The organism is Streptomyces sp. NPDC107500, assembly GCF_055582785.1.
In genome coordinates, this window is record NZ_JBVJPF010000002.1 from 826,162 (window position 1) to 847,045 (window position 20,884).

Genomic DNA, 20,884 nt, shown 5'->3' on the forward strand with positions numbered 1-20,884 from the left:
CTGTCCGACGCGGGCCGGCCGATGCGCGCCCAAAGCTCACAGTCCATACCCTCAAATCTTGCTCTGAAGACGCCCCCCGCGCGGTTGGCGGCGGGCCGGGTGGGCCATACCCCCGTCATACCGACGGGGAGGAGGTACGACCATGCGACGACTGGGAACCGGCATCGGGTGGCGTCCGGAGATCGCGGACGCCGTGGAGCGGATGCCCGGCATCGCCTGGGTCGAGGCCGTGTCCGAGAACCTCTGTCCCGGGCATCTGCCGGAATCGCTGCTGCGGCTGCGCGAGCGCGGAGTGACCGTCGTGCCGCACGGTGTCTCGCTCGGTCTCGGCGGCGCCGAACGGCCGGACGCGGGGCGGCTGGCGGCGCTGGCCGACCGCGCGGAGGCGCTCGGATCGCCGCTGGTCACCGAGCACATCGCGTTCGTCCGCGCGGGCGGCGCGCTGACCGCCTCCCCGCACCTGGAGGCCGGGCACCTGCTGCCCGTGCCGCGCACCCGCGACGCGCTCGACGTGCTGTGCGAGAACGTGCGCATCGCGCAGGACGCGCTGCCCGTGCCGCTCGCCGTGGAGAACATCGCCGCGCTCGTCGCCTGGCCGGACGAGGAGCTGACGGAGGGGCAGTTCCTGTACGAGCTGGCCGACCGGACCGGGGTGCGGCTGCTGATCGACGTGGCGAACCTGCACACCAACCACGTGAACATCGGCGCGGACCCGGCCGAGGCGCTCGGCGAACTGCCGCTGGAGGCCATCGCCTACGTCCATGTCGCGGGCGGTTTCGAACGGGACGGCGTCTGGCACGACAGCCACGCCCACCCGGTCCCGCCGCCGGTGCTCGACATCCTCACCGACCTCGCCTCGCGGGTGGCACCGCCGGGCGTCCTGCTGGAGCGGGACGAGAACTTCCCCGGCGCGGGCGAGCTGGAGGCGGAGGTGGAGGCGATCCGCGACGCCGTCGCGCGGGGGCGGGCGCAGAGCGATGGCCCCGCCGACCGGGGGGCGTCCGTGGCACGAGCGGCCTCGCCCGAGGCGAACGCGGCGGACCACGCCGTACGGCAGCGGCTCGGTCTGGCGCAGGCCGCGCTGCTGTCCGCGCTGGTCGCGGGGGCGCCGGCGCCCGAGGGGTTCGACCGGGTGCGGCTGGGCGTACAGGCGCGGGCGCTCGCCGGGAAGCGGGCGGACGTGGTCGCGAAGGTGGCGCCCCAACTGCCGGTGATCCTCGGCCCGGCGTACCGGCCGGCGTTCCTCGCCTACGCGCGGGGGTGCCCGATGGGCGCGGGCTACCGGCGGGACGCCCTCGACTTCGCCGAGCGGCTGCTGAGCGCGGACGCGGGGCCCGCGGCGGAGGACGCCGGTGTGCGGCGGGAGTTGCGGGAGTGGTGGCTGGAGCGCTCGGGGCCGGTGCCGCGGTCGAGGCGTCCCGGGGTGCGGTGGGCGCGTGCGACCAGGCGGGTCCTGCTGCGTCGCTGACCGCGTCACGGCCGGTCCGGGACATCACCAAACGGAACGTCACATACCCACAACACTGCGTCCCGAAATGTGAACAGGCCATGGCGCCGGCGAAAGCCTTTGGCATAGAAGTACGGCATGTTCTGGGTCCTTTTCCTCCTGTCGGCCTGGGCCGTCGCCGGCCTCGCGTGTCTGCGGCTGTGTCTGGCCGCCGTGCGCGCGGCGGCCGTCGCCCCGCGCACCCCCGCGCCGGAGCACGCGCTGACGCTGTACGAGGCGGCGTTCCTGTCCGGCGGACCGCGGCGGGTGGCCGACCTGACGCTGGTCTCGATGGCCCGCCAGCGCCGGCTGCTGCTCGCGCACACCGGCTGGGCGACGGTCGTGGACCCGTGCGGACGCGACGACATGGAGCGGTCGGTCATAGGGGCGATAGGGCCCGAGGGGCAGTCCCGGATAGCCCCGGTCCGGGCCACCGCCGCCACGGCCGACCCGGTACGGGGACTGGCCGACCGGCTGGTCGGCGCCGGTCTCGCCGTACCGGACGGCGGCTCCGACGGTGTCGCGGCCGGGGTGCGGCGGGTACGGGTCGCGGCGGCGGCCGTGTGCGCGCTGGCCGTCGCCGCGCTGGCTCTCCCCCTGCCCGCGCACGAGCCGCGCACGCTGATCGCCCTGTGGTTCGCCCTTCCGCTCGCCCTGACCCTGGGCTGCCTCGCCATCACGCGGATGGAGATCCACCCGTACTCCCGCTGGGCCACCCCGGCCGGGCAGCGGCTGATCGGCACCCTCGTCCAGCACGCCGACGGCACCGCCGACGAGCGCACCTACCTCACCTCCGTCGCCGTGCGCGGCGTGCACGCGATCGGCGAGCCGGACCTGCGCGCGGCCTTCGCCCACCGCGAGGCGTACACCGAGGGGTACCGCGGGCGCCGGTTCTGACCGGCCGCCGCCGGCACACCGACGCGCCGGGGGCGTACGGAGGCACTCGGCGCCGACACCCGCGGGCGGTGCTTGCCCTGCCCGGCGGGCCGGCCAAACATCCCTTGTGACACCCCCGTGCCACCGAAGGGATACGCGATGCGAGCTGCCGCCCTCTACTCGGCCGCCGGGTCCTTGCTGCTGACCACCCTCGCCACCGCCCCTCCGGCCCAGGCGGCCCCCGCCGCCCACGGCTCGGCGGAGGCGCGCGGCACCGCCGTGGCCGCCGAGCGGGCCGCGGCGGCCGGCATCGCGTTCGGCGACTGCCCGAAGGCGGAGGACCTGCCGGGCAGCATGCGCTGCGGCACGGTCGAGGTGCCCCTGGACTACGCGCACCCCGACGGGAAGCGGCTCCGGCTCACCGTCAGCCGGGTGCGGGCCACCCACAAGGACCCGCGGAACCCCAAGCGCAAGGTGCCCGGGCAGGGCGCCCTCCTCTACAACCCGGGGGGTCCCGGCGGCTCGGGCCTGAACTTCCCGCTGGTCGGCCTGGTGCCCGAGTGGAAGCGGCTCGCGGGCGCCTACGACCTGGTCGGATACGCGCCGCGCGGGGTCGCGCCCTCCGCCCCGCTGTCCTGCCAGGACCCCGGCGACTTCTTCAAGGGGCCGCGCCCGGCCCCGACACAGCCCTCGGACGCGTACAAGAGGAAGCGCGCCGCCGAGGCCGAGGCGTACGCGCGGGGCTGCGCCGAACGCGCCGGGGAGTCGCTGCGGCACTACCACTCGCTCAACAACGCCCGTGACCTGGAGGTGGTGCGGGCCGCGCTGGGCGAGGAGCGGCTGTCCTTCATGGGCGCGTCGTACGGCACCTACCTCGGGGCGCTGTACGCCGAGCTGTTCCCGGCCCGGGTGCGGCGGATGGTGTTCGACTCGGTGGTGCATCCGGACCCCGCCATGGTCTGGTACCGCAACAACCTCGAGCAGTCGGAGGCGTTCGAGGACCGCTGGGACGACTTCAAGGAGTGGATCGCCGGGCACGACGCCGTGTACGGCCTCGGAGACACGCCGAGGGAGGTGCAGAACAGCTACGAGGAGGCGAGCGAGCGGCTCGCGGCGGAGCCGGCCGGCGGGACGGTGGGGCCCGCCCAGTTGCAGGGGGCGTTCCTGCGGGCCGGGTACTACGACGACTTCTGGCCGCACCGCGCCGAGGCGCTGTCGGCGTACCTGAAGGGCGATCCGCAGCCGCTGGTCGACCAGGCGGGGACGCGGACCGCGGAGGGCGCGACGGGGGCGGAGAACGCCAACGCCGTGTACACGGCCGTCGAGTGCAACGACGCGGCCTGGCCGACCGACTTCGAGGTCTGGGACCGGGACAACACCCGGCTGGCGCGCCGGGCGCCCTTCGAGACCTGGGACAACGTGTGGACCAACCTGCCGTGCGCCTACTGGCGGGTCCCCCGGCAGCGGCCCCTCGACGTGCGCACCGTGCCCGGTGAGCTGCCGCCGACGCTGATCCTGGCCGCCGAGCGGGACGCGGCCACCCCCTACGAGGGCGCGCTGGAGCTGCGGCGGCGGCTGTCGGGCTCGGTCCTGGTGACCGAGCGGGACGCGGGCACGCACGGCATCGCCGGGGGACCGAACGCCTGCGTCAACGGCCACCTGGAGGCGTACCTGCTTCAGGGCCGGCTCCCGGCGCGGAACACGTCGTGTGCCCCGCGCCCGGAACCGGAGCCGAGCCCGGCGCCCTGATCAGGCCAGCCCGGCCACCAGCTCCGCGATGTCCTTGCGGCGCCCGGTGTAGAACGGGACCTCCTCGCGGACGTGCATGCGCGCCTCGGAGGCGCGCAGGTGGCGCATGAGGTCGACGATGCGGTACAGCTCGTCGGCCTCGAAGGCGAGGATCCACTCGTAGTCGCCGAGCGAGAAAGAGGCGACCGTGTTGGCGCGCACGTCCGGGTAGCCGCGGGCCATCTTGCCGTGGTCGGCGAGCATGCGGCGGCGGTCCTCGTCCGGCAGCAGGTACCAGTCGTAGGAGCGCACGAACGGGTAGACGCTGATGTAGTCGCGGGGCGTCTCGTCGGCCAGGAAGGCCGGGATGTGCGCGCGGTTGAACTCGGCGGGGCGGTGCAGCGCCATGTTCGACCAGACCGGCTCCAGCGCGCGGCCCAGCTTCGTGCGGCGGAAGAGGTTGTACGCCTCCTGGAGCTGGTCGGCGGTCTCCGCGTGCCACCAGATCATGAGGTCGGCGTCGGCGCGCAGACCGGACACGTCGTACGTGCCGCGGACCGTCACGTCCTTGGCGGCGAGCTGGTCGAACAGCTCCTGGACCTCGTCGGCGTACCCGGCGCGGTCCTCGGGGAGCGTGTCCTTGAGCCTGAAGACGGACCAGAGGGTGTAGCGGATGACCTCGTTGAGGTCCTTGGCCAGCTTGCCCTTGTTGGGGATCCGGCCGGCGGCAGCGGTGGAGGCGTCGTCACTCATGCCCCTATTCTCCCGCTCCGCCGTGCGGACTCCGCACCGGGTGGGCGGTCGGCTCGTCCACGCCGCGCGGGTCCCCGTGGATCCGGTCCACCGCCGCGTACGCGCTCGCGATGCTCGCCGGGATGCCGACGCCGTCGTAGGCCGCCCCGCACACCGCGAGGCCCGGGAGCTTCGCGACGTGCCCGCGGACACGGGCCACGCGCGCGTGGTGGCCCACGGGGTACTGGGGCAGGCCGTCCTGCCAGCGGGTGACCCGGGTGGCGACGGGCTCGGCGGTCAGCCCGGTGGCCTCCCCGAGGTCGTGCCGGGAGGCGGCGACCAGGCCCGCGTCGTCGCGGCCGAGGATCTCCGTCTCGCCGTACCGCCCGACGGAGGTGCGCAGGACGACCAGGTCCGGGTCGTCGTCGGCGATCCAGCCCCACTTGCGGGAGGCGAAGGTGGACGCCTTGATGGTGTGCCCGTCGACCGGCGGCACCAGGAAGCCGCTGCCCTCGGGCAGGGCGGCGGCGTCGGAGCGGCGGTAGGCGAGGGTGATCAGCGCCATCGAGGCGTACTCCACCGCGGACAGCTCGGCGGCGGCCGCGGGTGCCTCGGCGCGCAGCAGCTCGGCGGCGGGGCGGGCGGGGAGGGCGACGACGACCGCGCCGGCGTGCAGCACCCGCTCGCCGGCGGTGATCCGCCAGCCGTCCGGGGCCGTGCGGCGCAGCTCCGTCACGGGTGCCCCGGTGACGATCTCGCCGCCGCGCGCGCGGACCGACTCGGCGACGGCGAGGGGCAGGGTGCCGATGCCGCCCTCGATGCCCATGAACACCGGGCCGCTCGCCGGGGAGGTGGCCGTCCGTCCCTGGAGGGCGCGCACCGCCTCGGTGAGGGAGGTGTGGTCGCGGGCCGCCTCGAAGAGCTGGGGCACGGCGGAGCGCAGCGAGATGCGGTAGGCGTCGCCCGCGTAGACGCCGCCGAGCAGCGGTTCGACGAGGCGGTCGACGACCTCGCGGCCGAGGCGCGCGGCGACGTACTCCCCCACCGCGACGTCGTCGCCCACCTCGGTGCGCGGCAGGTCGGCGTCGCGCTCGATGCGGGCCAGTCCCTCCTCGGAGAGGACGCCGGCCAGGGCGGCGGCGGTGCCGGGGACGCCCATGACGTGGCCCTTGGGCATGGGGCGCAGCGCACCGCGGGTCCACAGGGAGGCCGACGCGGTGGCCGGCGGCTGGAGGCGGTCGGCGAGTCCGGCCGCGCGGGCCAGGCCGACGGCCTCGGGGCGGCGGGCCAGCATCGACTCGGCGCCGAGGTCGACGCGGACGCCGGCGATCTCACCGGGCAGCAGCTTGCCGCCGACCCGGACGGCGGCCTCCAGCACGGTCACCCGGGCGCCCCGCTCCAGCAGGCGGTGGGCGGCGGCCAGTCCGGCGATGCCGGCTCCGACGACGACGACATGTCCCGGGTCCCCCAGAACCCGCCCCGCGGGGGTCTCGCTTGCGCACATGCCCCCAGCGTCTCAGACCCCGCCGGCGGGGCCGCCGCCAGGCCGGTCACGTCTTCGCGCCCGGCGAGTCCGGACCGTGACCTGTTCGGGACCGTTCCGCGCCGGCCCGCGGGCCGCTCCCCGCGTCGTAGGAACGACAGTTCCACCGACGATCCCGGGGGCCCCTGTGCGCACATCATCCTTCCCACGACCGCTTCCGGCGCTGGCCGCCGTCCTGCTGGCCGGGGCTCTCGCGCTGACCGGATGCAGCTCCGGCGGCGGTGACTCCGGCGCGGACAGCGCGGCCGGCGCGGCCAAGGAGGCCGCTCCCCCGGCGGCCGACGACCGGCCGGGCGCGGCGGGCGGCGACGCCTCCGGTGCCCGGGCGACCGCGCCGCCGAAGGCCGCCGCGACCCACGTCATCCGCACCGCCTCGCTGACCGTCCAGGTCGAGGACGTGCCGAAGGCCCTGGACGAGGCCCGCACCACCGTCGAGAACGCGGGCGGCTACGTGGGCGACGAGGACACCAGCCGGGACGAGGACGGCCGGGAACGCACCCGGCTGGAGCTGCGCGTGCCCGTCGACGCCTATGCGGACGTCCTCGACGGCCTGGAGGGCGCCGGGAAGCTGCTGCACCGGGGCGCGAAGGCGCAGGACGTCACCGACCAGGTCGTCGACGTGGAGAGCCGGATCAAGTCGCAGCGGGCCAGCGTGGCCCGGGTGCGGGAGCTGATGGACCGGGCGACGAAGCTGAGCGACGTGGTGACGCTGGAGGGCGAGCTGAGTTCCCGGCAGACCGAACTGGAGGCGCTGCTGGCCCAGCAGGCGTCCCTGAAGGACCGCACCAGCCTGGCCACCATCACCCTCTCCCTGTCCGAGACGCCGGCCGACGAGGCCGCCGAGGACGACGACCCCGGGTTCACGGACGCGCTGGCCGCCGGCTGGGACGCCTTCGTGACGATGCTGCGCTGGCTGGCGGTGGCCCTCGGCGCGGTGCTGCCGTTCGCCGTCGTGGCGGCGCTGCTGGTGCTGGTGTGGCTGCGGGTGGTGCGGCCCATGCTGCCGCGCCGTACGGCGGCCGCCGCTTCGAGGGCGCCGGCGGCGCGCGAGGAGGAGACCGGCGCGCGGGACTGAAATGCCGGGTCCGCGTAGCGTGTTCGCATGAGCATGAGCTTCGCGGGCGGTACGAGAGAACGACTGGTCGTGATCGGCGGTGACGCCGCGGGGATGTCCGCGGCGTCGCAGGCCCGTCGGCTGAGGGGCCCGGACGAACTGGAGATCGTGGCGTTCGAGCGCGGCCACTTCAGCTCGTACTCGGCGTGCGGCATCCCGTACTGGGTCGGCGGCGACGTGGCCGACCGGGACCAGTTGATCGCCCGCACGCCCGAGGAGCACCGGGCCCGGGACATCGACCTGCGGATGCGCACGGAGGTCACGGAGATCGACGTGGCCGGCGGGCGGGTACGCGCGCGTGACGTCGATTCGGGGGCGGAGTCCTGGACGCCGTACGACAAGCTCGTGATCGGTACCGGGGCGCGGCCGATCCGGCCGGAGCTGCCGGGCGTCGACGCGCCCGGCGTGCACGGGGTGCAGACCCTCGACGACGGTCAGGCGCTGCTCGACACGCTCACCCGCACGCACGGCCGTCGCGCGGTGGTCGTCGGCGCCGGGTACATCGGCGTGGAGATGGCCGAGGCGCTCATCAAGCGCGGTTACGAGGTGACGGTCGTCAACCGCGGCCGGGAGCCGATGTCGACGCTGGATCCGGACATGGGCCGCATGGTGCACCAGGCCATGGAGGGTCTCGGCATCACCATGGTGAACGGCGCCGAGGTCACCGAGGTGCGCACCGGGGACGACGGCCGGGTCCGGGCGGTGGCCACCGAGGACGCCGAGTACCCGGCGGACGTGGTCGTGCTCGGCATCGGCGTACGCCCCGAGACCGCGCTGGCCGAGGCCGCCGGGCTGCCGCTCGGCGCGCACGGCGGGCTGCTGACCGACCTCGGCATGCGGGTGCGGGGGCACGAGAACATCTGGGCGGGCGGCGACTGCGTGGAGGTGCTCGACCTGGTCTCCGGGCAGTCGCGGCACATCCCGCTGGGCACGCACGCCAACAAGCACGGTCAAGTCATCGGCACCAACGTGGGCGGAGGTTACGCGACCTTCCCCGGCGTGGTCGGCACGGCGGTCAGCAAGGTGTGCGACCTGGAGATCGCGCGCACCGGGCTGCGCGAGAAGGACGCCCTGCGGGCGGGGCTGCGGTTCGTGACGGCCACGATCGAGTCGACCAGCCGCGCGGGCTACTACCCGGACTCCTCCCCCATGACGGTGAAGATGCTCGCCGAGCGGCGCACCGGCCGGCTGCTCGGCGTCCAGATCGTCGGCCGCGAGGGCGCCGGCAAGCGGGTGGACATCGCCGCGGTGGCCCTCACGGCCGGGATGACGGTGGACCGGATGACGGCCCTCGACCTGGGGTACGCGCCGCCCTTCTCCCCTGTGTGGGACCCCGTGCTGGTGGCCGCCCGCAGGGCCTCGCGGGCGGTGGAGGAGGAGCGCCGCTGAGTGCGGCGGCGCCTCCTACGCGGTCCCGTTGATCCGGTCGATGGCCTGCCGTGCCTGTTCGGCCGGGGGCCGCGCGGGGAGCGACGACACCGAGGCGGGTGCCGGGCCGGCGGCCGAGGCGGCCACCGCGGGCGGCTGTTCGCCGGCCGGCCTGGCGTGCGTCGCCGCGGCCCGGGCGGAGCGCAGCCGGTGGCTCACCGCCTCGTCCAGCGTCACCGGGCGCTGCATCTGCGCGGCCAGCCGCCCGGCCTCCTGGCCGAGCCGGGCCACGTCCTCCCAGGGCAGGCGCAGCACGAGGGCGACCTCGGCCTCCCCGTCGGGCAGGGCGTGCATCGCCGGCGCCGGTGTGACCCGTTCGTTCATCGCCTGATCCTCACGTCGTCCCCGCGTCCGCCTTCCCCGGGTCGCGGGCGGTTGTGAGGACATACGCACGCGCGGCCCGGGGTGTTCACGGGCGGGGTCAGGCGGGGGTGGCGGCCTCGTCCGGCACGGCCGCTGCCGGGGTCCAGCGGATGCGGGTGCTGCACAGCGCGACGGCGCCCGCGGACGCGGCGACGGCGCCCATGCCCCAGGCCAGGCTGCTCGCACCGGCGATGAAGCCGATGAGCGGCGGCCCGGCCAGCAGTCCGGTGGTGCCCATGGCGGCGACCAGGGTGAGCGCGTCCGAGCCCTGGCGGGCCGCGGCGGCGTAGACGCAGGGGGTCACGGCGGCGATGCCCAGGCCCATGCAGGCAAAGCCCGCGAGGGCCGGCGCGACGCCGCCGCTGACCAGCGCGAGGGCGAGGCCGGCGGCGGCGACCGCGCTGCCGAGGAGGACGACCCGGCCGTCGCCCCAGCGGGCCCGCCAGCCGTCGGCGAAGAGGCGGGCGACGACCATCATCCCGGACACCACGGCGATGCCCAGGGGGGCGAGTTCCGCCGACGCCTCGGCGACGTCCTTGAGGTAGAGGGCGGACCAGTCGTTCATGGCGCCCTCGGCGACCGTGCCGAAGACCATGGCGCAGCACATCCACAGGGTCAGGCTGGAGGGGACGGTCCAGCGGCGGCCGGCCGGTTTCCCGTCGGCGGTGGCGGCCGCGTCCGCACCTGCCGCCCCGCCCGCCTCGTCCGCCGGTGCCTCGTCGTCGAGGAGCCCCGTCCGCGCGGACGCGCCCAGCGCGACGAGGAGGACGACGGCCACTCCGAAGTGCGCGGCGACGGAGCCGGTCGCGGCGGTCATGCCCGAGGCGAGCAGCGCGGCGAGCAGCGAGCCGGCGGAGAAGGTCGCGTGCAGCTTGGCCATGGTGTTGCGTTCGTGCCGTGTCTCCAGGGCGGCACCCTGCGCGTTCATGGCCACGTTCAGGCAGCCGACGAGGACGCCGTCGGCGCACATCACCAGCAGGGCCACCGGGTAGTTGGGGGCCGCCGCCAGGCCGAGCAGCAGGAGGGCGAGGCCGAGTTGGGAGAGCAGGCCGAGCCGCCGCGAGCCCAGGCGCCGCATCAGCCACGCCACCACCGGGAACGACACCGCCGCGCCGACCCCCGCGGCCATCAGGAGTACTCCCACCTCGGCGGCGCTCAGGTCCAGGTCGGACTTGATCGCCGGGATCCGCGCGGCCCAGGTGGCGTACTGGAAGCCGAGGGACAGGAACAGCGCGGCGATCGCCAACTGGCCGCGCAGGAAGGGGTCGTGGACACGGGACACGCGCATCAGCTCACTTCGCGCAGGAACGGGGGCGGGGTCGGGTGCGGGCTCGGGGGCGGGGAGAGGGACGGATGCGCCGGGACCGGCTTGGACATGTAGACGGCCTCGCCGCCGTAGGCGCCGGCGGGCACCACCCCCGGCTCGGCCACGAAGCCGCGCGTCGACCAGAACCGCTCGGTGCCGCCCACGGCGACCAGCGAGATCCGCTCGTCCCCGCGCGTCCGGGCGGTGCCGGTCAGGTGGTGCAGCAGGTGCCGCGCCAGCCCTCTGCGGCGCAGGCCGGGCGCCACGACGATGTCGTGCAGGTGGAGGTTGCCGGGCGGGAAGGCCGTCGCGGTTTCCTCCGCCCGTGTCAGGTCCGGGTAGCGGTGCGGCGGGTAAGGGAGGGCCAGCAGGTATCCGGCGGTGCGGGCGCCGACGTCCACGACGAAGCAGGTGTCCGGCGAGGCCGCCGCGCGGGACTCCAGCGCCGCCCGGCCCTCCGACAGCCCGAGGCCGGAGTAGGCGTCCCGCTCCAGCGCCACGACGGCGTCCCAGTCCCCGTCGGCGAGGGGCCGCACGCGCACGGTGTCACTCATCGGCGCCGGTCCCCTCGGGGCGGTCCGCCCAGGCGTACGGGAGCGGGGCGAAGCCGTTGAAGCCCAGGGTGGTGTAGCTGGTCGCGTAGGCGCCCGACGACAGCACCCAGACCGGGTCGCCCGAGGCGAGTGCCCGGGGTACGGGCACCAGTGCCTCCTCGTGGGAGTAGGCGTCGTCGCTGTCGCAGGTGGGTCCGGCGACGACGGCCGGGACGGTGGGTCCGTCGGGGTGGGTCGGGAACACCAGCCGGTACTGGAGGGCGTCCATCTCGTACAGGCCGTTGAACTTGCCGCAGCTCAGGTAGAGCCAGTGCCGCCGTTCGCCGTCGGCGTCCCGGCGTTCGGTGAGGCGGGCGACGTGGGCGCGGATCGCGCCGTGGTCGGCGACGAGGTGCCGGCCGGGTTCGATGACGAAGTCCAGCGGTCCGCCGTGGATCCGGCGGAGTTCGTCCGTGCCCTCCCGGATCACCGCGAAGATCTTGTCCAGCGGCGGGTCGAGAGGGGTACCGCGCCGGTCGCGGTAGCCGAGCGCGGGCAGGCCGCCGCCGAGGTTGACGTGGTCGACGCGGATGCCGCGCCGGTCCAGCGCGCGCAGCACCTCGCCGAGGTCCTCGACGGCGGCGTGCCACGCCTCGCCGGTCATCTGCTGGGAGCCGACGTGCACGGACAGGCCGGCCGGGACCAGACCGGCGTCCCGGGCCCGCTCCAGGACGCGGACGGCGTCGCCGGGCGCGCAGCCGAACTTGTTGCTGAGTCCCCAGACGGCGCCCGCCCCGCCGGTCGCCACCCGGCAGAAGACGCGGGCGCCGGGGGCGTGGCGGGCGAGGGCGGCGACGTCCTGGACGCTGTCGGTGGCGAAGGTGCGGATGCCGAGCCGGTGCGCCTCGGCGATGTTCCGGTCGGACTTGACGGTGTTGCCGTAGTGCACGTGCCCGGCCGGCACTCCGGCGCGCAGCGCCTGTTCGATCTCGCCGGGACTGGCCGCGTCGGCGCCGGCGCCGCGTCGGGCGAGGGTGGTGAGGACCTCGTCGACCGGGCAGGCCTTCATCGCGAACCGCACCTCGACGCCGGGCAGTTCCCGGCGCAGGGTGTCGTACCGCTGCTCGATGCCGGCCAGGTCGTAGACGATGCGGTCCTCGGTGGCGGCGGCGAGGGCGGCGGCCAGGGGCTCGCCGAGGACCGCGCCCGGCACCGGGCCCGTCACCGCGCTCACCGCGGCGCCACCGGCGGCCGGACCGGGGGCGTGGCCTTGGCGGCGGCGACCAGCCCCTGCCACGCCTCGGTCAGCAGGGCGAAGTCGGCCATGTCGCCGCGCGCCTCGTCGAGGAGCCGTTCGCGCCGGCCGGCCAGCAGGTCGGCGAAGTCGGCGTACGGGCCGCCCAGGCGCCGGTAGGCGCTGTCGAGGGCGTCGAGCCTGCGGACGTTCTCCGCGGTGTCCAGGCCGGTGCTCTCGCGGGCCAGGGCGGCGACCGCGGCGGGGCGGGCCCGGCCGTGCTCGTCCAGGAGGGTGTCGCCCGCCTCGGCCATGCGGTCGTAGACGAAGTGGAAGTAGAGCATCGACAGCAGGAACTTGGCGAAGCGGGTCTGGTAGGCGAGGAAGCCGGGGCCGGTCCGTCGTTCGCCGGTGTAGTAGTTGACGATGTTGCGGTTGTGCAGCACGCCGGGCAGCCGGGCGTCGTGCACCAGGTGGATGAGGAAGTAGTCGCTGCCGATGGTGTCGCGGGCGGGCGGAAGCGGTACGCGCTCGCTGACCGTCTCTCCGTGGAAGGCGATGTTGCACATGTCGACCCGCATCGGGTCGACCACCGTCAGCAGCGAGTGGTCCGCCGTGAAGGGTTCGGTGCCGGCGCCGGCGAAGGACTCCTCGACCAGGTCCCGTTTCTGCTCGGGGGTCCAGTCCTCGGGCGCCCACAGGGAGACCACGTCGTGGTAGACGCCGGGGTCGGCGTCGCGTATCCGCGCGATGTCCACGGAGAGTTCGCCCACGAAGGAGCTGCCCACCATGGCGACCCGCCGTCCCAGCAGGCCGTCAGCGAGGTCGGACTCGGTGACGCCGGGTAAGGCGTCGGCGGCGGGCCTGCCGAGGGAGAGCAGTTCGTGGTGGACGGGGAAGACGGTGCGGCCGTCGGCGCTCTGGTAGCGGCTGTCGGAGTCCCTGCGGTGCACGGACTCGCAGCCGAGCGCCGCCGCGATCAGGAAGGCGCGGTTGGTGCAGGCGCCGTAGGAGAGGCCGTCGGGCAGCATCAGGTCGAGGAGCAGCTCGGGCTTGGCGCTGCCGGAGCGTGCCGTGACCCGCTCCAGGAAGTCGCGCTGGGCGGCCTCGTCGAGGTGGTGCGCCGTGATCCGGGGGTGCGGGGGCAGCCGCCGCAGCGCCTCGGCGTGGGCGGCGTGGTCCTCGGGCGGGCAGGAGTCGAGGACCAGCAGGTGGACGTCGACGTCGAAGTGGGCGGCCGCGTGGGCCGCTTCCTCGCCGAGTGCCGTGATGGTGTCCGGGCAGTGCCGGTTGGTGGGCAGGGTCAGGCAGATGCTGCGCATGCGGCGTCCCCGGTGGCCTCGTCGGTCGCCTCGTCCGTGCCGGTGCCGGCGTCCTCGTGCCAGGGCGTCAGGCCCAGCAGCCTGGCGCCCAGTTCGTTCAGTTCGGCCGGGCCGTAGCGCTCGGACTCGTGGCGGTGGGCGTCGCCGAGGAGCGTGGCGTTCCAGTCGGGGGTGGTGAGGTTGCGCCAGGAGTCGACGCGGGAGTCGCGCAGCCGGCGGTGGCTCTCCAGGGCGGGCATCATCGACAGGTACTGGACGGCGCGCACGCCCTCGCCGGAGACGTTGGGCGCCACTCCGTGGGCCAGCAGGCCGTTCCAGATGAGCAGGTCGCCGGCCTCCAGGTCGGGCCGTACGACGGGCATGTCCTCGCGGTCGATCGCGGGCCGGATCGGGTCGCGGCCGTCGGGCTGGAGCGCCTTCCAGCGGTCGAAGCGGCGGAACAGCTCGGGGCAGCACTGGAAGCCGCCGTGGTCGGGCTTGGTGTCGTTGAGGGCGATGATGCCCTGGACGCGCTGGGGCAGTACGCCGAGCGTGGTGTCGACGTCCCAGTGCAGGTCGATGTCGAAGCCGCGCTCGGGCTTGTCGATGAGGGCGCGGTCGCGGTTGCCGACGTTGGGCGGGTTGAGGTTGAGCCGGTCAAGGGTGACCCACAGCTCCTCGCAGTCCCACACGTCCACGAAGGCGTCGTACACCCGCTGGGCCTGCCGGCTGTCCCAGATGAGCTGGTGCTGGTAGGCCTCGACGAAGCCGTAGATGTGCAGTTCCCGGTCGAGGTCGGAGCGGTACTCGCGGTCCTGGTACCAGGTGTCGGGGCGGTCCGGGTCGAGGCCCTGGAACTCCCAGGCGAAGTCCAGCAGACGGCGCGCGGAGGAGGCGGGTATCGCCTCCTTGACCACGACGTAGCCGTACGTCTGCCAGTGCGCGAAGTCCTCCTCGGACAGCACCCGCAGCGGGCGGGTCTTGTCCAGGTCGCGCAGCTGGGTGCGGGCCAGGTAGGTGTCGGCGTCCGCGCTGAAGTAGGGGATGTCCGACGGGGCTCGGTGGAGGTAGGAATCGGGCGTCGCCATGTGGTGCTCCAGATCCTCGCCGTCGCACCGTGCGGCAACGGCGGTGTGTGCGACGGAGGTCGGGCCGTCGCACATCAGGTCGGTGGGGGCAGCGGGGCCCGCTCGCGTCCGGGGGCGGAGCGGGGCGACGAGGGCGGCTCGGACGGACGGGGCTCTCCCGGTTCAGGGGCTCGCCCGGTCCGCGCTCTCGTCCGGAATGGTCGTCTCGTCCGGGGTGGTCGTCACGGAAGTGGTCGTACGGAAGGCGTCGCGAGCGGTCTTCGCAGCCCGGCCGCGGCAGGTGTCCGGCGCGGTAACTGGTGTCCCATGTGTCCCTCGCCGAACTTGCGCCTCACAATGGACTAGACCAAGGGAAGGTGTCAACACCCGTCCCGACGAGGAAAGTTGTTACTTCCGAGTTGGGTGACACCCCTCTTGACAGGTCTGGTTAACCTGAACGCGCACCCCCTTGGTCTATACCAAGATTCGTCACCGAAAGGCGCGTCCGATGGCCTCCAGCAAGCACGACGGCGAACTGCGCCGGCTCGCGCTCTCCGTCCTCCAGCCGGGTTTCGTCGGCACCGAGGCGCCCGACTGGGTCCTGCGCGACATCGGCGACGGCCTGGCCTCCGTGGTGCTCTTCTCCCGCAACATCGTCTCCACCGAGCAGGTCGCCCGGCTGACCGCCCAGCTGCGGTCGGAGAACCCGGAGTTGATCGTGGCCATCGACGAGGAGGCCGGTGACGTCACCCGGATCGAGTCGGCCACCGGATCGTCCCGGCCGGGCAACTTCGCGCTCGGCACGGTCGACGACACCGAGCTGACCGAGGCCGTCGCCGCCGACCTGGGCCGGCAGCTGCGCACCGCCGGGGTGAGCCTCGACTACGCGCCGAGCGCGGACGTCAACTCCAACCCCGACAACCCCATCATCGGCGTACGCTCCTTCGGCTCGGACCCCGACGTGGTCTCCCGGCACACCGCCGCGTGGATCCAGGGCCTCCAGTCGTCCGGCGTCGCCGCCTGCGCCAAGCACTTCCCCGGCCACGGGGACGTCGCCGTCGACTCGCACCACGACCTGCCGGCCTACGGTGCCGGACGGGACGAGATCGCGGCCCAGGCCCTGCCCCCGTTCCGGGCGGCCCTCTCGGCCGGGGTGCGCGCGGTGATGAGCGGCCACCTGCTCGTCCCGGCCTACGACCCCGACCTGCCGGCCACGCTCAGCCGGCGCATCCTGCGGGACCTGCTCCGCGGCGAACTGGGCTTCGACGGGCTGGTGGTCAGCGACGCCATCGAGATGGGCGCCGTCACCCGCCGGTACGGCATCGACGGCGCCACGGTGAAGGCCGTCGCCGCCGGGGTGGACGCGATCTGCGTCGGCGGCGAGAGCGCCGAGGAGGCCACGACCGAGCTGCTGGTCAAGGCGCTGACCGCCGCGGTCGCCGCGGGCGAGCTGCCGGAGGAGCGGCTGGCGGAGGCGGCGGGCCGGGTACGGGAGTTCGCCGGCTGGTCGGCCGCGCTGCGGGCGTCGGCCGGGGGCACCGGGGAGACGGCCGGCGACGGGATCGGACACCTCGCCGCCCGCCGCGCCGTCCGGCTCACCGGGGCCGCGCGCGAGGCGCTGCCGCTGACCGCCGCGCCGCACGTGGTCGAGCTGGCACCGGTGACGAACATGGCGATCGGCAAGGAGACCCCGTGGGGCGTCGCCGACCCGCTGCGCGAGCGGCTGCCCGGCACGACCTCGGTGCGGGTGCACGACGAGGAACTGCGCGAGGGAAAGCTGGAGTTGACAAGCTGCGCCCTGGAACCGGCGGTGGGGCGCCCTCTGGTCGTCGTCGCCCGCGACGCGGCCCGCCACCCGTGGATGAGCCGCGCGGTGACCGGCCTGACCACGGCCCGCCCCGACGCGATCGTGGTGGAGATGGGCCTGCCGGACACCACCGGCGCGACGACGGCCCACCTCTTCACCCACGGCGCGAGCGCGGCCTCAGGGGTGGCCGCGGCGGAGCTCCTGGCGGGAACGGACTGACACCCCGGGCCCGATGACCCGGACCAAGAGGGACGGGGCGGCGGCCTCGGCCCCCGCGAGAGAGACCCGAGGATGACACCGCACCGTTCCCAGCTCCGCCTGTCCACTGTGATCATGGCCCACCCGCGGCGGCGGGCCGCGGCCGAGGCGCTGGGCGAGGCGCACCCCGCGCTCGCCGCGCGGGTCGTCACCGACCCGGAGCCGCAGGGTCCGCCGTCGGCCCTGCGCACCGCGCGCCTGGCCTGGCGGTCCGTGTCCGCCGACGCCACGCACCACCTGGTGCTCCAGGACGACGCCGTGCTCTCCCCGGACTTCGCGGACACCGTCGCCGCGCTGGCCGCCGCCCGGCCGCGGGACTCCGTCAGCCTCTTCACCGAGTGGGGTTCGCGCACCGCCAGCGCGGTCCGTGCCGCGGCACTGCTCGGCCACGCCTGGGCGCCGGTGGTGGACGACTACCTCCCGTCCGTCGCGCTGATGCTGCCCGCCGGACTGGCCCGGGGGTTCGAGGAGTACGCCGCCGCGAAGGCCGCGCCCGACGCGACCGACGACGTCACCCTGCTCGACTACCTGCACGACGTCGGCCGGGTCGTCCCGGTGGCCGGCCCGGTCGACCACGCCAACCCGCCGAGCCTCGTCGGCAACGACGTGATGGGCCCGCGCAGCGCCGCCTGCCTCGCCCCCGCCGGCGACCCGGAGGGCTCCGTGCTGCCCGCGATGCGCGCGGTGCCGTACTTCTGCTGGTGGGAGCAGCTGGCCGTGGTCTACCTGCGCGACCCGGCGAGTCCGGACGGCTGGCGCCGGGTGCCGGCCGAGGAGGCGCTGCTGGAGCGGGGCATCGGGCGGGAGCGGGTCGTGGCATCGCTGCGGACGGCGCTGGAGAGCGTCCCGCACCGGGAGTTGATCCACGACCGGGTCGGCGACGTACTGCTCGCCGAGGTGTGGACCACCGCCTACGCGCTGGGCGTGGTGACCCGGGACCTCGGCGGCTTCCCCGACCTCGGCCGTCCGGCGGCCCGGGAGGCGCTCGCCACGCTGGCGCCGGGGGCGCTGCGCAGGGTCGTGCCGGTGCGTTGGCTGGCGGCCGTGGGCGAACTGCTGTATCCGCTGGTGGCGGCGGCCGTGCTGGGGGGCGCGGCGGACGCGGAGGCGGCGGGGCAAGGCTCGTGAGGTGCGCCCGCCCGCCGCGGGTCGCCCCGCGACGGGTGAGCGGGGCTCAGCGGGCGGTGCGGGTGTGCACGTACTCCACGAGGCGGGTCAGCGCGTCCGGGTCGGTGGTGGGCAGGACTCCGTGGCCGAGGTTGAAGACGTGGCCCTCCAGGCCCGCCGCCGCGTCCAGGACCTCGCCGGCCTTGGTCTCGACGGCCTGCGGGGTGGAGAAGAGGACGGCGGGGTCCAGGTTGCCCTGGAGCGCCTTGCCGGGGCCGATCCGGCGGGCCGCCTCGTCCATCGGGACGCGCCAGTCGACGCCGACGACGTCCGCGCCGGCCTCGCCCATCAGGCCGAGGAGTTCGCCGGTGCCGACGCCGAAGTGGATGCGCGGCACGCCGTACCCGGCGACGGCCTCGAAGACCTTGCGGGAGGCGGGCAGCACCGAGGCGCGGTAGTCCGCGGGCGACAGGGCGCCGACCCAGGAGTCGAAGAGCTGGACGGCGCTCGCGCCCGCCTCGATCTGTACCTTCAGGAAGGCCGCGGTGATGCCGGCGAGGCGGTCCAGGAGGTCGGCCCACAGCTGCGGGTCGCCGTACATGAGCGCCTTGGTGTGCTCGTGGTTGCGGGACGGGCCGCCCTCCACGAGGTAGCTCGCGAGGGTGAACGGCGCCCCGGCGAAGCCGATCAGCGGGGTGGCGCCCAGCTCGCGGGTGAGCAGGCCGATGGCCTCGCTGACGTAGGTGACGTCCTCGGGGGTCAGCTCGCGGAGCCGGTCCAGGTCCGCGCGGGTGCGGATCGGGTTCTCGACGACGGGGCCGACGCCCGGCTTGATGTCGAGGTCGATGCCGATGGCCTTGAGCGGGACCACGATGTCGCTGAAGTAGATGGCGGCGTCCACGCCGTGCCGGCGGACCGGCTGGAGGGTGATCTCGGTGACCAGTTCCGGCCGCATGCAGGACTCGAGCATCGGGATGCCCTCGCGCACCTTGAGGTACTCCGGCAGCGAGCGCCCGGCCTGCCGCATGAACCACACCGGGGTGTGCGGCACCGGCTCGCGCCTGCAGGCCCTGAGGAACGCGGAGTCGTACGTGGCGGTCGGCGGCTGGCCCGCGGGGCTCTGGTTGACACTCACACCGGCAAGTCTCGCACGGCGCGCGGACGGTCCCGGACCGCGGGTGGGGCGGCGCCCGCGCGCCCTCGGGGTACCGCGGGATCCGGACATCGCGTCCGCACGCGGGTGTCCCTCCCTGCGCCGGGCCGCCGTTCCGCTTAGTGTTCCCCGCATGGCTGCGGCTCAGGGACGACTGTCGGACGGCGCTGGCGGAATGGACGAGGCGAAGGGGACCGAGGAGGAGGCCCGGCACAAGGGGAGTACGGCACCGCCGGCCTTCACGGCCGCCGTCGATGCTCTGCGGGCCGCGCGGCTGCGGCCGCAGATCGAGGTGGAGCCGACGCGCGCGCCCCAGCGGCTCGCCCCGCACACGTACGCGCTGGAGGCCGCGGTCGTCGACGGCGACGAGGACCTGGCGGACGGCCGTCTGGTGCTGCTGCACGATCCTGCCGGGCACGACGCCTGGCGGGGGACCTTCCGGCTGGTGACCCTGGTCCGGGCCGAGCTGGAGCCGGAGATGGCCGCGGATCCGCTGCTGCCCGACGTGTGCTGGTCCTGGCTGACCGGCGCGCTCCAGGCCCGCGGGCTCACGTACGGGGAGCCGAGCGGCACCGTCACGCGCGCCAGCTCCCACTACTTCGGAGGGCTCTCGGCGCGCCCCGCGGCCTCGCAGATCGAGATCCGGGCGTCCTGGACGCCGCGCGAGGGTCTGGGCGGCGTCCCGGACACCGCGGCGCACCTCGCCTCGTGGTGCGACCTGCTGGCGCAGGTCGCGGGTCTGCCGCCGGCCGGGCCGGGCGACGCGTCGATCGTCACGCTGCCGCAGCGCCGCGGCCCGCAGTCGCGCTGACCCGCTCTTCCTTTCCTTCTTCTCCACCGGAGGGCTTCCACCTTCCTCACCAGGGGGCTTCCGCACGGCTGGGAAACGTTCCGTCACTTTGTCGACACGGCCACATTCGGCCGCGTATCGACAAAGTGCGAAACCGTTCGATCTTCGAATGATCGACCGCGTGTCCGAATTGCTCGGATTGTTACTCACCAGATCGTGATCATTCTCTAAAGGCGAACCGGTTCGGTGCCGAAGACGACTGTGACCTTGAAAGCACGGTTCGTCCCGCCTTCACCCCACGAGCCGGCCCCGTCCCCGCCCCCCAGGAGGCCTGGTGTCCGTTCTCCTCGAGCAGCCTGCAAGCCTGGTCGCCTACCGCCCGAACAAGCCGACCGCCATGGTGGTCGTGGCCGATCAGCGCGTCCGTTCCACCGTCACCCGCCACCTGTGGGCGCTCGGTGTGCGCGACGTCATCGAGGCCTCGTCCGTCGCGGAGGCTCGTCCCCGCATCGGCAACCCCCGCGACATCTGCGTCGCGGAAGTCCACCTCCCCGACGGCTCCGGCCTGACCCTGCTGTCCGAGACCCGCGCCGCGGGCTGGCCCAACGGTCTCGCCCTGTCCGCCGCCGACGACATCGGCGCCGTACGCAACGCCCTCGCCGGCGGCGTCAAGGGCTACGTCGTCACCGGCACCCGCACCAACGTCGGGCTCCCCACCCGGCCGGGCGCCGCCCCCATCGGCGCCGCCGCCGCCCGCCTGCACCGCCGCCCCCCGGGTGCCCCGAGCCACCCGGGCGGCTACCGCGAGCTCTCCGGCCGCGAGGTGGAGGTGCTGCGACTGGTCGCGGAGGGCCAGTCGAACAAGGCGATCGGCGTCTCCATGGGCCTGTCCGCCCTGACCGTCAAGAGCCACCTGGCCCGCATCGCCCGCAAGCTCGGCACGGGCGACCGCGCCGGGATGGTCGCGGTGGCCCTGCGCACCGGCATCATTCACTGACCCGTTCACCGACCTGACTGGTTTACGACCCCCCGGCGCCCGCCGACGGAACGTTCCGTCG

At 74.6% G+C, this 20,884-nt stretch carries 18 protein-coding genes; 9 read left to right on the plus strand and 9 right to left on the minus strand.

What is annotated here, in order from left to right:
• The first annotated feature begins 142 nt into the window (after window positions 1-142).
• From ACZ67M_RS09815 to ACZ67M_RS09825, 3 genes are all read left to right on the plus strand, one after another.
• The gene (locus tag ACZ67M_RS09815) at window positions 143-1,468 is read left to right on the plus strand and encodes an MbnB/TglH/ChrH family RiPP precursor modification enzyme (RefSeq protein ID WP_469850342.1); all 1,326 of its coding nucleotides are present in this window, start codon (window positions 143-145) and stop codon (window positions 1,466-1,468) included.
• Between the two features lie 117 nt (window positions 1,469-1,585).
• On the plus strand, window positions 1,586-2,383 hold the full coding sequence (locus ACZ67M_RS09820; protein WP_469850343.1) for a TIGR04222 domain-containing membrane protein: 798 nt from the start codon (window positions 1,586-1,588) through the stop codon (window positions 2,381-2,383).
• Window positions 2,384-2,521: 138 nt separating this feature from the next.
• The gene (locus tag ACZ67M_RS09825) at window positions 2,522-4,111 is read left to right on the plus strand and encodes an alpha/beta hydrolase (protein ID WP_469850345.1); all 1,590 of its coding nucleotides are present in this window, start codon (window positions 2,522-2,524) and stop codon (window positions 4,109-4,111) included.
• Here the strand turns inward: ACZ67M_RS09825 and hemQ are convergent, their stop codons facing one another.
• Both hemQ and hemG read right to left on the minus strand, forming a co-directional pair.
• The gene (gene hemQ / locus ACZ67M_RS09830) at window positions 4,112-4,843 is read right to left on the minus strand and encodes a hydrogen peroxide-dependent heme synthase (RefSeq protein WP_392012343.1); all 732 of its coding nucleotides are present in this window, start codon (window positions 4,841-4,843) and stop codon (window positions 4,112-4,114) included.
• A 4-nt stretch (window positions 4,844-4,847) separates the two neighbouring features.
• On the minus strand, window positions 4,848-6,326 hold the full coding sequence (gene hemG / locus ACZ67M_RS09835) for a protoporphyrinogen oxidase (protein ID WP_469850348.1): 1,479 nt from the start codon (window positions 6,324-6,326) through the stop codon (window positions 4,848-4,850).
• A 166-nt stretch (window positions 6,327-6,492) separates the two neighbouring features.
• Between hemG and ACZ67M_RS09840 the strand changes: the two genes are divergently transcribed.
• Complete coding sequence (locus ACZ67M_RS09840) at window positions 6,493-7,440, plus strand: DUF4349 domain-containing protein (protein ID WP_392012346.1); 948 nt, start codon at window positions 6,493-6,495, stop codon at window positions 7,438-7,440.
• A 27-nt stretch (window positions 7,441-7,467) separates the two neighbouring features.
• Window positions 7,468-8,868, plus strand: coding sequence for an FAD-dependent oxidoreductase (locus ACZ67M_RS09845; RefSeq protein ID WP_469850350.1), 1,401 nt, complete (start codon window positions 7,468-7,470; stop codon window positions 8,866-8,868).
• A gap of 15 nt (window positions 8,869-8,883) precedes the next feature.
• Here ACZ67M_RS09845 and ACZ67M_RS09850 read toward each other — a convergent pair whose 3' ends face one another.
• The 6 genes from ACZ67M_RS09850 to ACZ67M_RS09875 form a co-directional block, all read right to left on the minus strand.
• Window positions 8,884-9,231, minus strand: a complete 348-nt coding sequence (locus ACZ67M_RS09850) for a hypothetical protein (RefSeq protein ID WP_361364186.1) — start codon at window positions 9,229-9,231, stop codon at window positions 8,884-8,886.
• Window positions 9,232-9,328: 97 nt separating this feature from the next.
• Complete coding sequence (locus ACZ67M_RS09855) at window positions 9,329-10,558, minus strand: MFS transporter (RefSeq protein WP_469850352.1); 1,230 nt, start codon at window positions 10,556-10,558, stop codon at window positions 9,329-9,331.
• Entirely contained in the window at window positions 10,558-11,130 is a 573-nt protein-coding gene (locus ACZ67M_RS09860) for a GNAT family N-acetyltransferase (RefSeq protein WP_469850354.1), read from the minus strand. Before ACZ67M_RS09860 ends, ACZ67M_RS09855 begins: the two co-directional genes overlap by 1 nt.
• Window positions 11,123-12,334 carry a type III PLP-dependent enzyme gene (locus ACZ67M_RS09865; protein WP_469850702.1) on the minus strand — a complete coding sequence of 404 codons (1,212 nt, stop codon included), beginning with the start codon at window positions 12,332-12,334 and terminating at the stop codon, window positions 11,123-11,125. The genes ACZ67M_RS09860 and ACZ67M_RS09865 overlap by 8 nt, the downstream gene beginning before the upstream one ends.
• A gap of 5 nt (window positions 12,335-12,339) precedes the next feature.
• Window positions 12,340-13,665 carry a DUF6271 family protein gene (locus ACZ67M_RS09870; protein WP_361364197.1) on the minus strand — a complete coding sequence of 442 codons (1,326 nt, stop codon included), beginning with the start codon at window positions 13,663-13,665 and terminating at the stop codon, window positions 12,340-12,342.
• Window positions 13,647-14,732 carry a phytanoyl-CoA dioxygenase family protein gene (locus tag ACZ67M_RS09875; RefSeq protein WP_361364200.1) on the minus strand — a complete coding sequence of 362 codons (1,086 nt, stop codon included), beginning with the start codon at window positions 14,730-14,732 and terminating at the stop codon, window positions 13,647-13,649. The genes ACZ67M_RS09870 and ACZ67M_RS09875 overlap by 19 nt, the downstream gene beginning before the upstream one ends.
• A 487-nt stretch (window positions 14,733-15,219) precedes the next feature.
• Here ACZ67M_RS09875 and ACZ67M_RS09880 point away from each other — a divergent pair, with 487 nt between their 5' ends.
• Together ACZ67M_RS09880 and ACZ67M_RS09885 are read left to right on the plus strand one after the other, a co-directional pair.
• Window positions 15,220-16,737 (plus strand): glycoside hydrolase family 3 protein, encoded by a 1,518-nt coding sequence (locus tag ACZ67M_RS09880; protein ID WP_469850356.1) that lies wholly within the window; start codon window positions 15,220-15,222, stop codon window positions 16,735-16,737.
• 114 nt (window positions 16,738-16,851) lie between these two features.
• Window positions 16,852-17,904, plus strand: a complete 1,053-nt coding sequence (locus ACZ67M_RS09885; protein ID WP_469850358.1) for a hypothetical protein — start codon at window positions 16,852-16,854, stop codon at window positions 17,902-17,904.
• A gap of 46 nt (window positions 17,905-17,950) precedes the next feature.
• Here ACZ67M_RS09885 and hemE read toward each other — a convergent pair whose 3' ends face one another.
• A complete protein-coding gene (hemE, locus tag ACZ67M_RS09890; RefSeq protein WP_469850360.1) occupies window positions 17,951-19,018 on the minus strand; it encodes a uroporphyrinogen decarboxylase in 1,068 nt (355 codons plus the stop codon).
• 151 nt (window positions 19,019-19,169) lie between these two features.
• Here hemE and ACZ67M_RS09895 point away from each other — a divergent pair, with 151 nt between their 5' ends.
• On the plus strand, window positions 19,170-19,847 hold the full coding sequence (locus ACZ67M_RS09895; RefSeq protein WP_392101166.1) for a DUF3000 domain-containing protein: 678 nt from the start codon (window positions 19,170-19,172) through the stop codon (window positions 19,845-19,847).
• 313 nt (window positions 19,848-20,160) lie between these two features.
• Window positions 20,161-20,823, plus strand: coding sequence for a helix-turn-helix transcriptional regulator (locus tag ACZ67M_RS09900; RefSeq protein WP_059298226.1), 663 nt, complete (start codon window positions 20,161-20,163; stop codon window positions 20,821-20,823).
• Window positions 20,824-20,884 lie beyond the last annotated feature (61 nt).

Excerpts from the sequence above, each read along its gene's own strand:
- ACZ67M_RS09860 (WP_469850354.1), bottom strand. The coding sequence starts at position 11,130 with ATGAGTGACACCGTGCGCGTGCGGCCCCTCGCCGACGGGGACTGGGAC.
- ACZ67M_RS09880 (WP_469850356.1), top strand. The coding sequence starts at position 15,220 with ATGGCCTCCAGCAAGCACGACGGCGAACTGCGCCGGCTCGCGCTCTCC.
- ACZ67M_RS09825 (WP_469850345.1), top strand. The coding sequence starts at position 2,522 with ATGCGAGCTGCCGCCCTCTACTCGGCCGCCGGGTCCTTGCTGCTGACC.
- ACZ67M_RS09875 (WP_361364200.1), bottom strand. The coding sequence starts at position 14,732 with ATGGCGACGCCCGATTCCTACCTCCACCGAGCCCCGTCGGACATCCCC.
- ACZ67M_RS09885 (WP_469850358.1), top strand. The coding sequence starts at position 16,852 with ATGGCCCACCCGCGGCGGCGGGCCGCGGCCGAGGCGCTGGGCGAGGCG.
- ACZ67M_RS09850 (WP_361364186.1), bottom strand. The coding sequence starts at position 9,231 with ATGAACGAACGGGTCACACCGGCGCCGGCGATGCACGCCCTGCCCGAC.
- ACZ67M_RS09820 (WP_469850343.1), top strand. The coding sequence starts at position 1,586 with ATGTTCTGGGTCCTTTTCCTCCTGTCGGCCTGGGCCGTCGCCGGCCTC.
- ACZ67M_RS09895 (WP_392101166.1), top strand. The coding sequence starts at position 19,170 with ATGGCTGCGGCTCAGGGACGACTGTCGGACGGCGCTGGCGGAATGGAC.
- ACZ67M_RS09845 (WP_469850350.1), top strand. The coding sequence starts at position 7,468 with ATGAGCATGAGCTTCGCGGGCGGTACGAGAGAACGACTGGTCGTGATC.
- hemQ (WP_392012343.1), bottom strand. The coding sequence starts at position 4,843 with ATGAGTGACGACGCCTCCACCGCTGCCGCCGGCCGGATCCCCAACAAG.
- ACZ67M_RS09855 (WP_469850352.1), bottom strand. The coding sequence starts at position 10,558 with ATGCGCGTGTCCCGTGTCCACGACCCCTTCCTGCGCGGCCAGTTGGCG.
- ACZ67M_RS09870 (WP_361364197.1), bottom strand. The coding sequence starts at position 13,665 with ATGCGCAGCATCTGCCTGACCCTGCCCACCAACCGGCACTGCCCGGAC.
- hemG (WP_469850348.1), bottom strand. The coding sequence starts at position 6,326 with ATGTGCGCAAGCGAGACCCCCGCGGGGCGGGTTCTGGGGGACCCGGGA.
- ACZ67M_RS09815 (WP_469850342.1), top strand. The coding sequence starts at position 143 with ATGCGACGACTGGGAACCGGCATCGGGTGGCGTCCGGAGATCGCGGAC.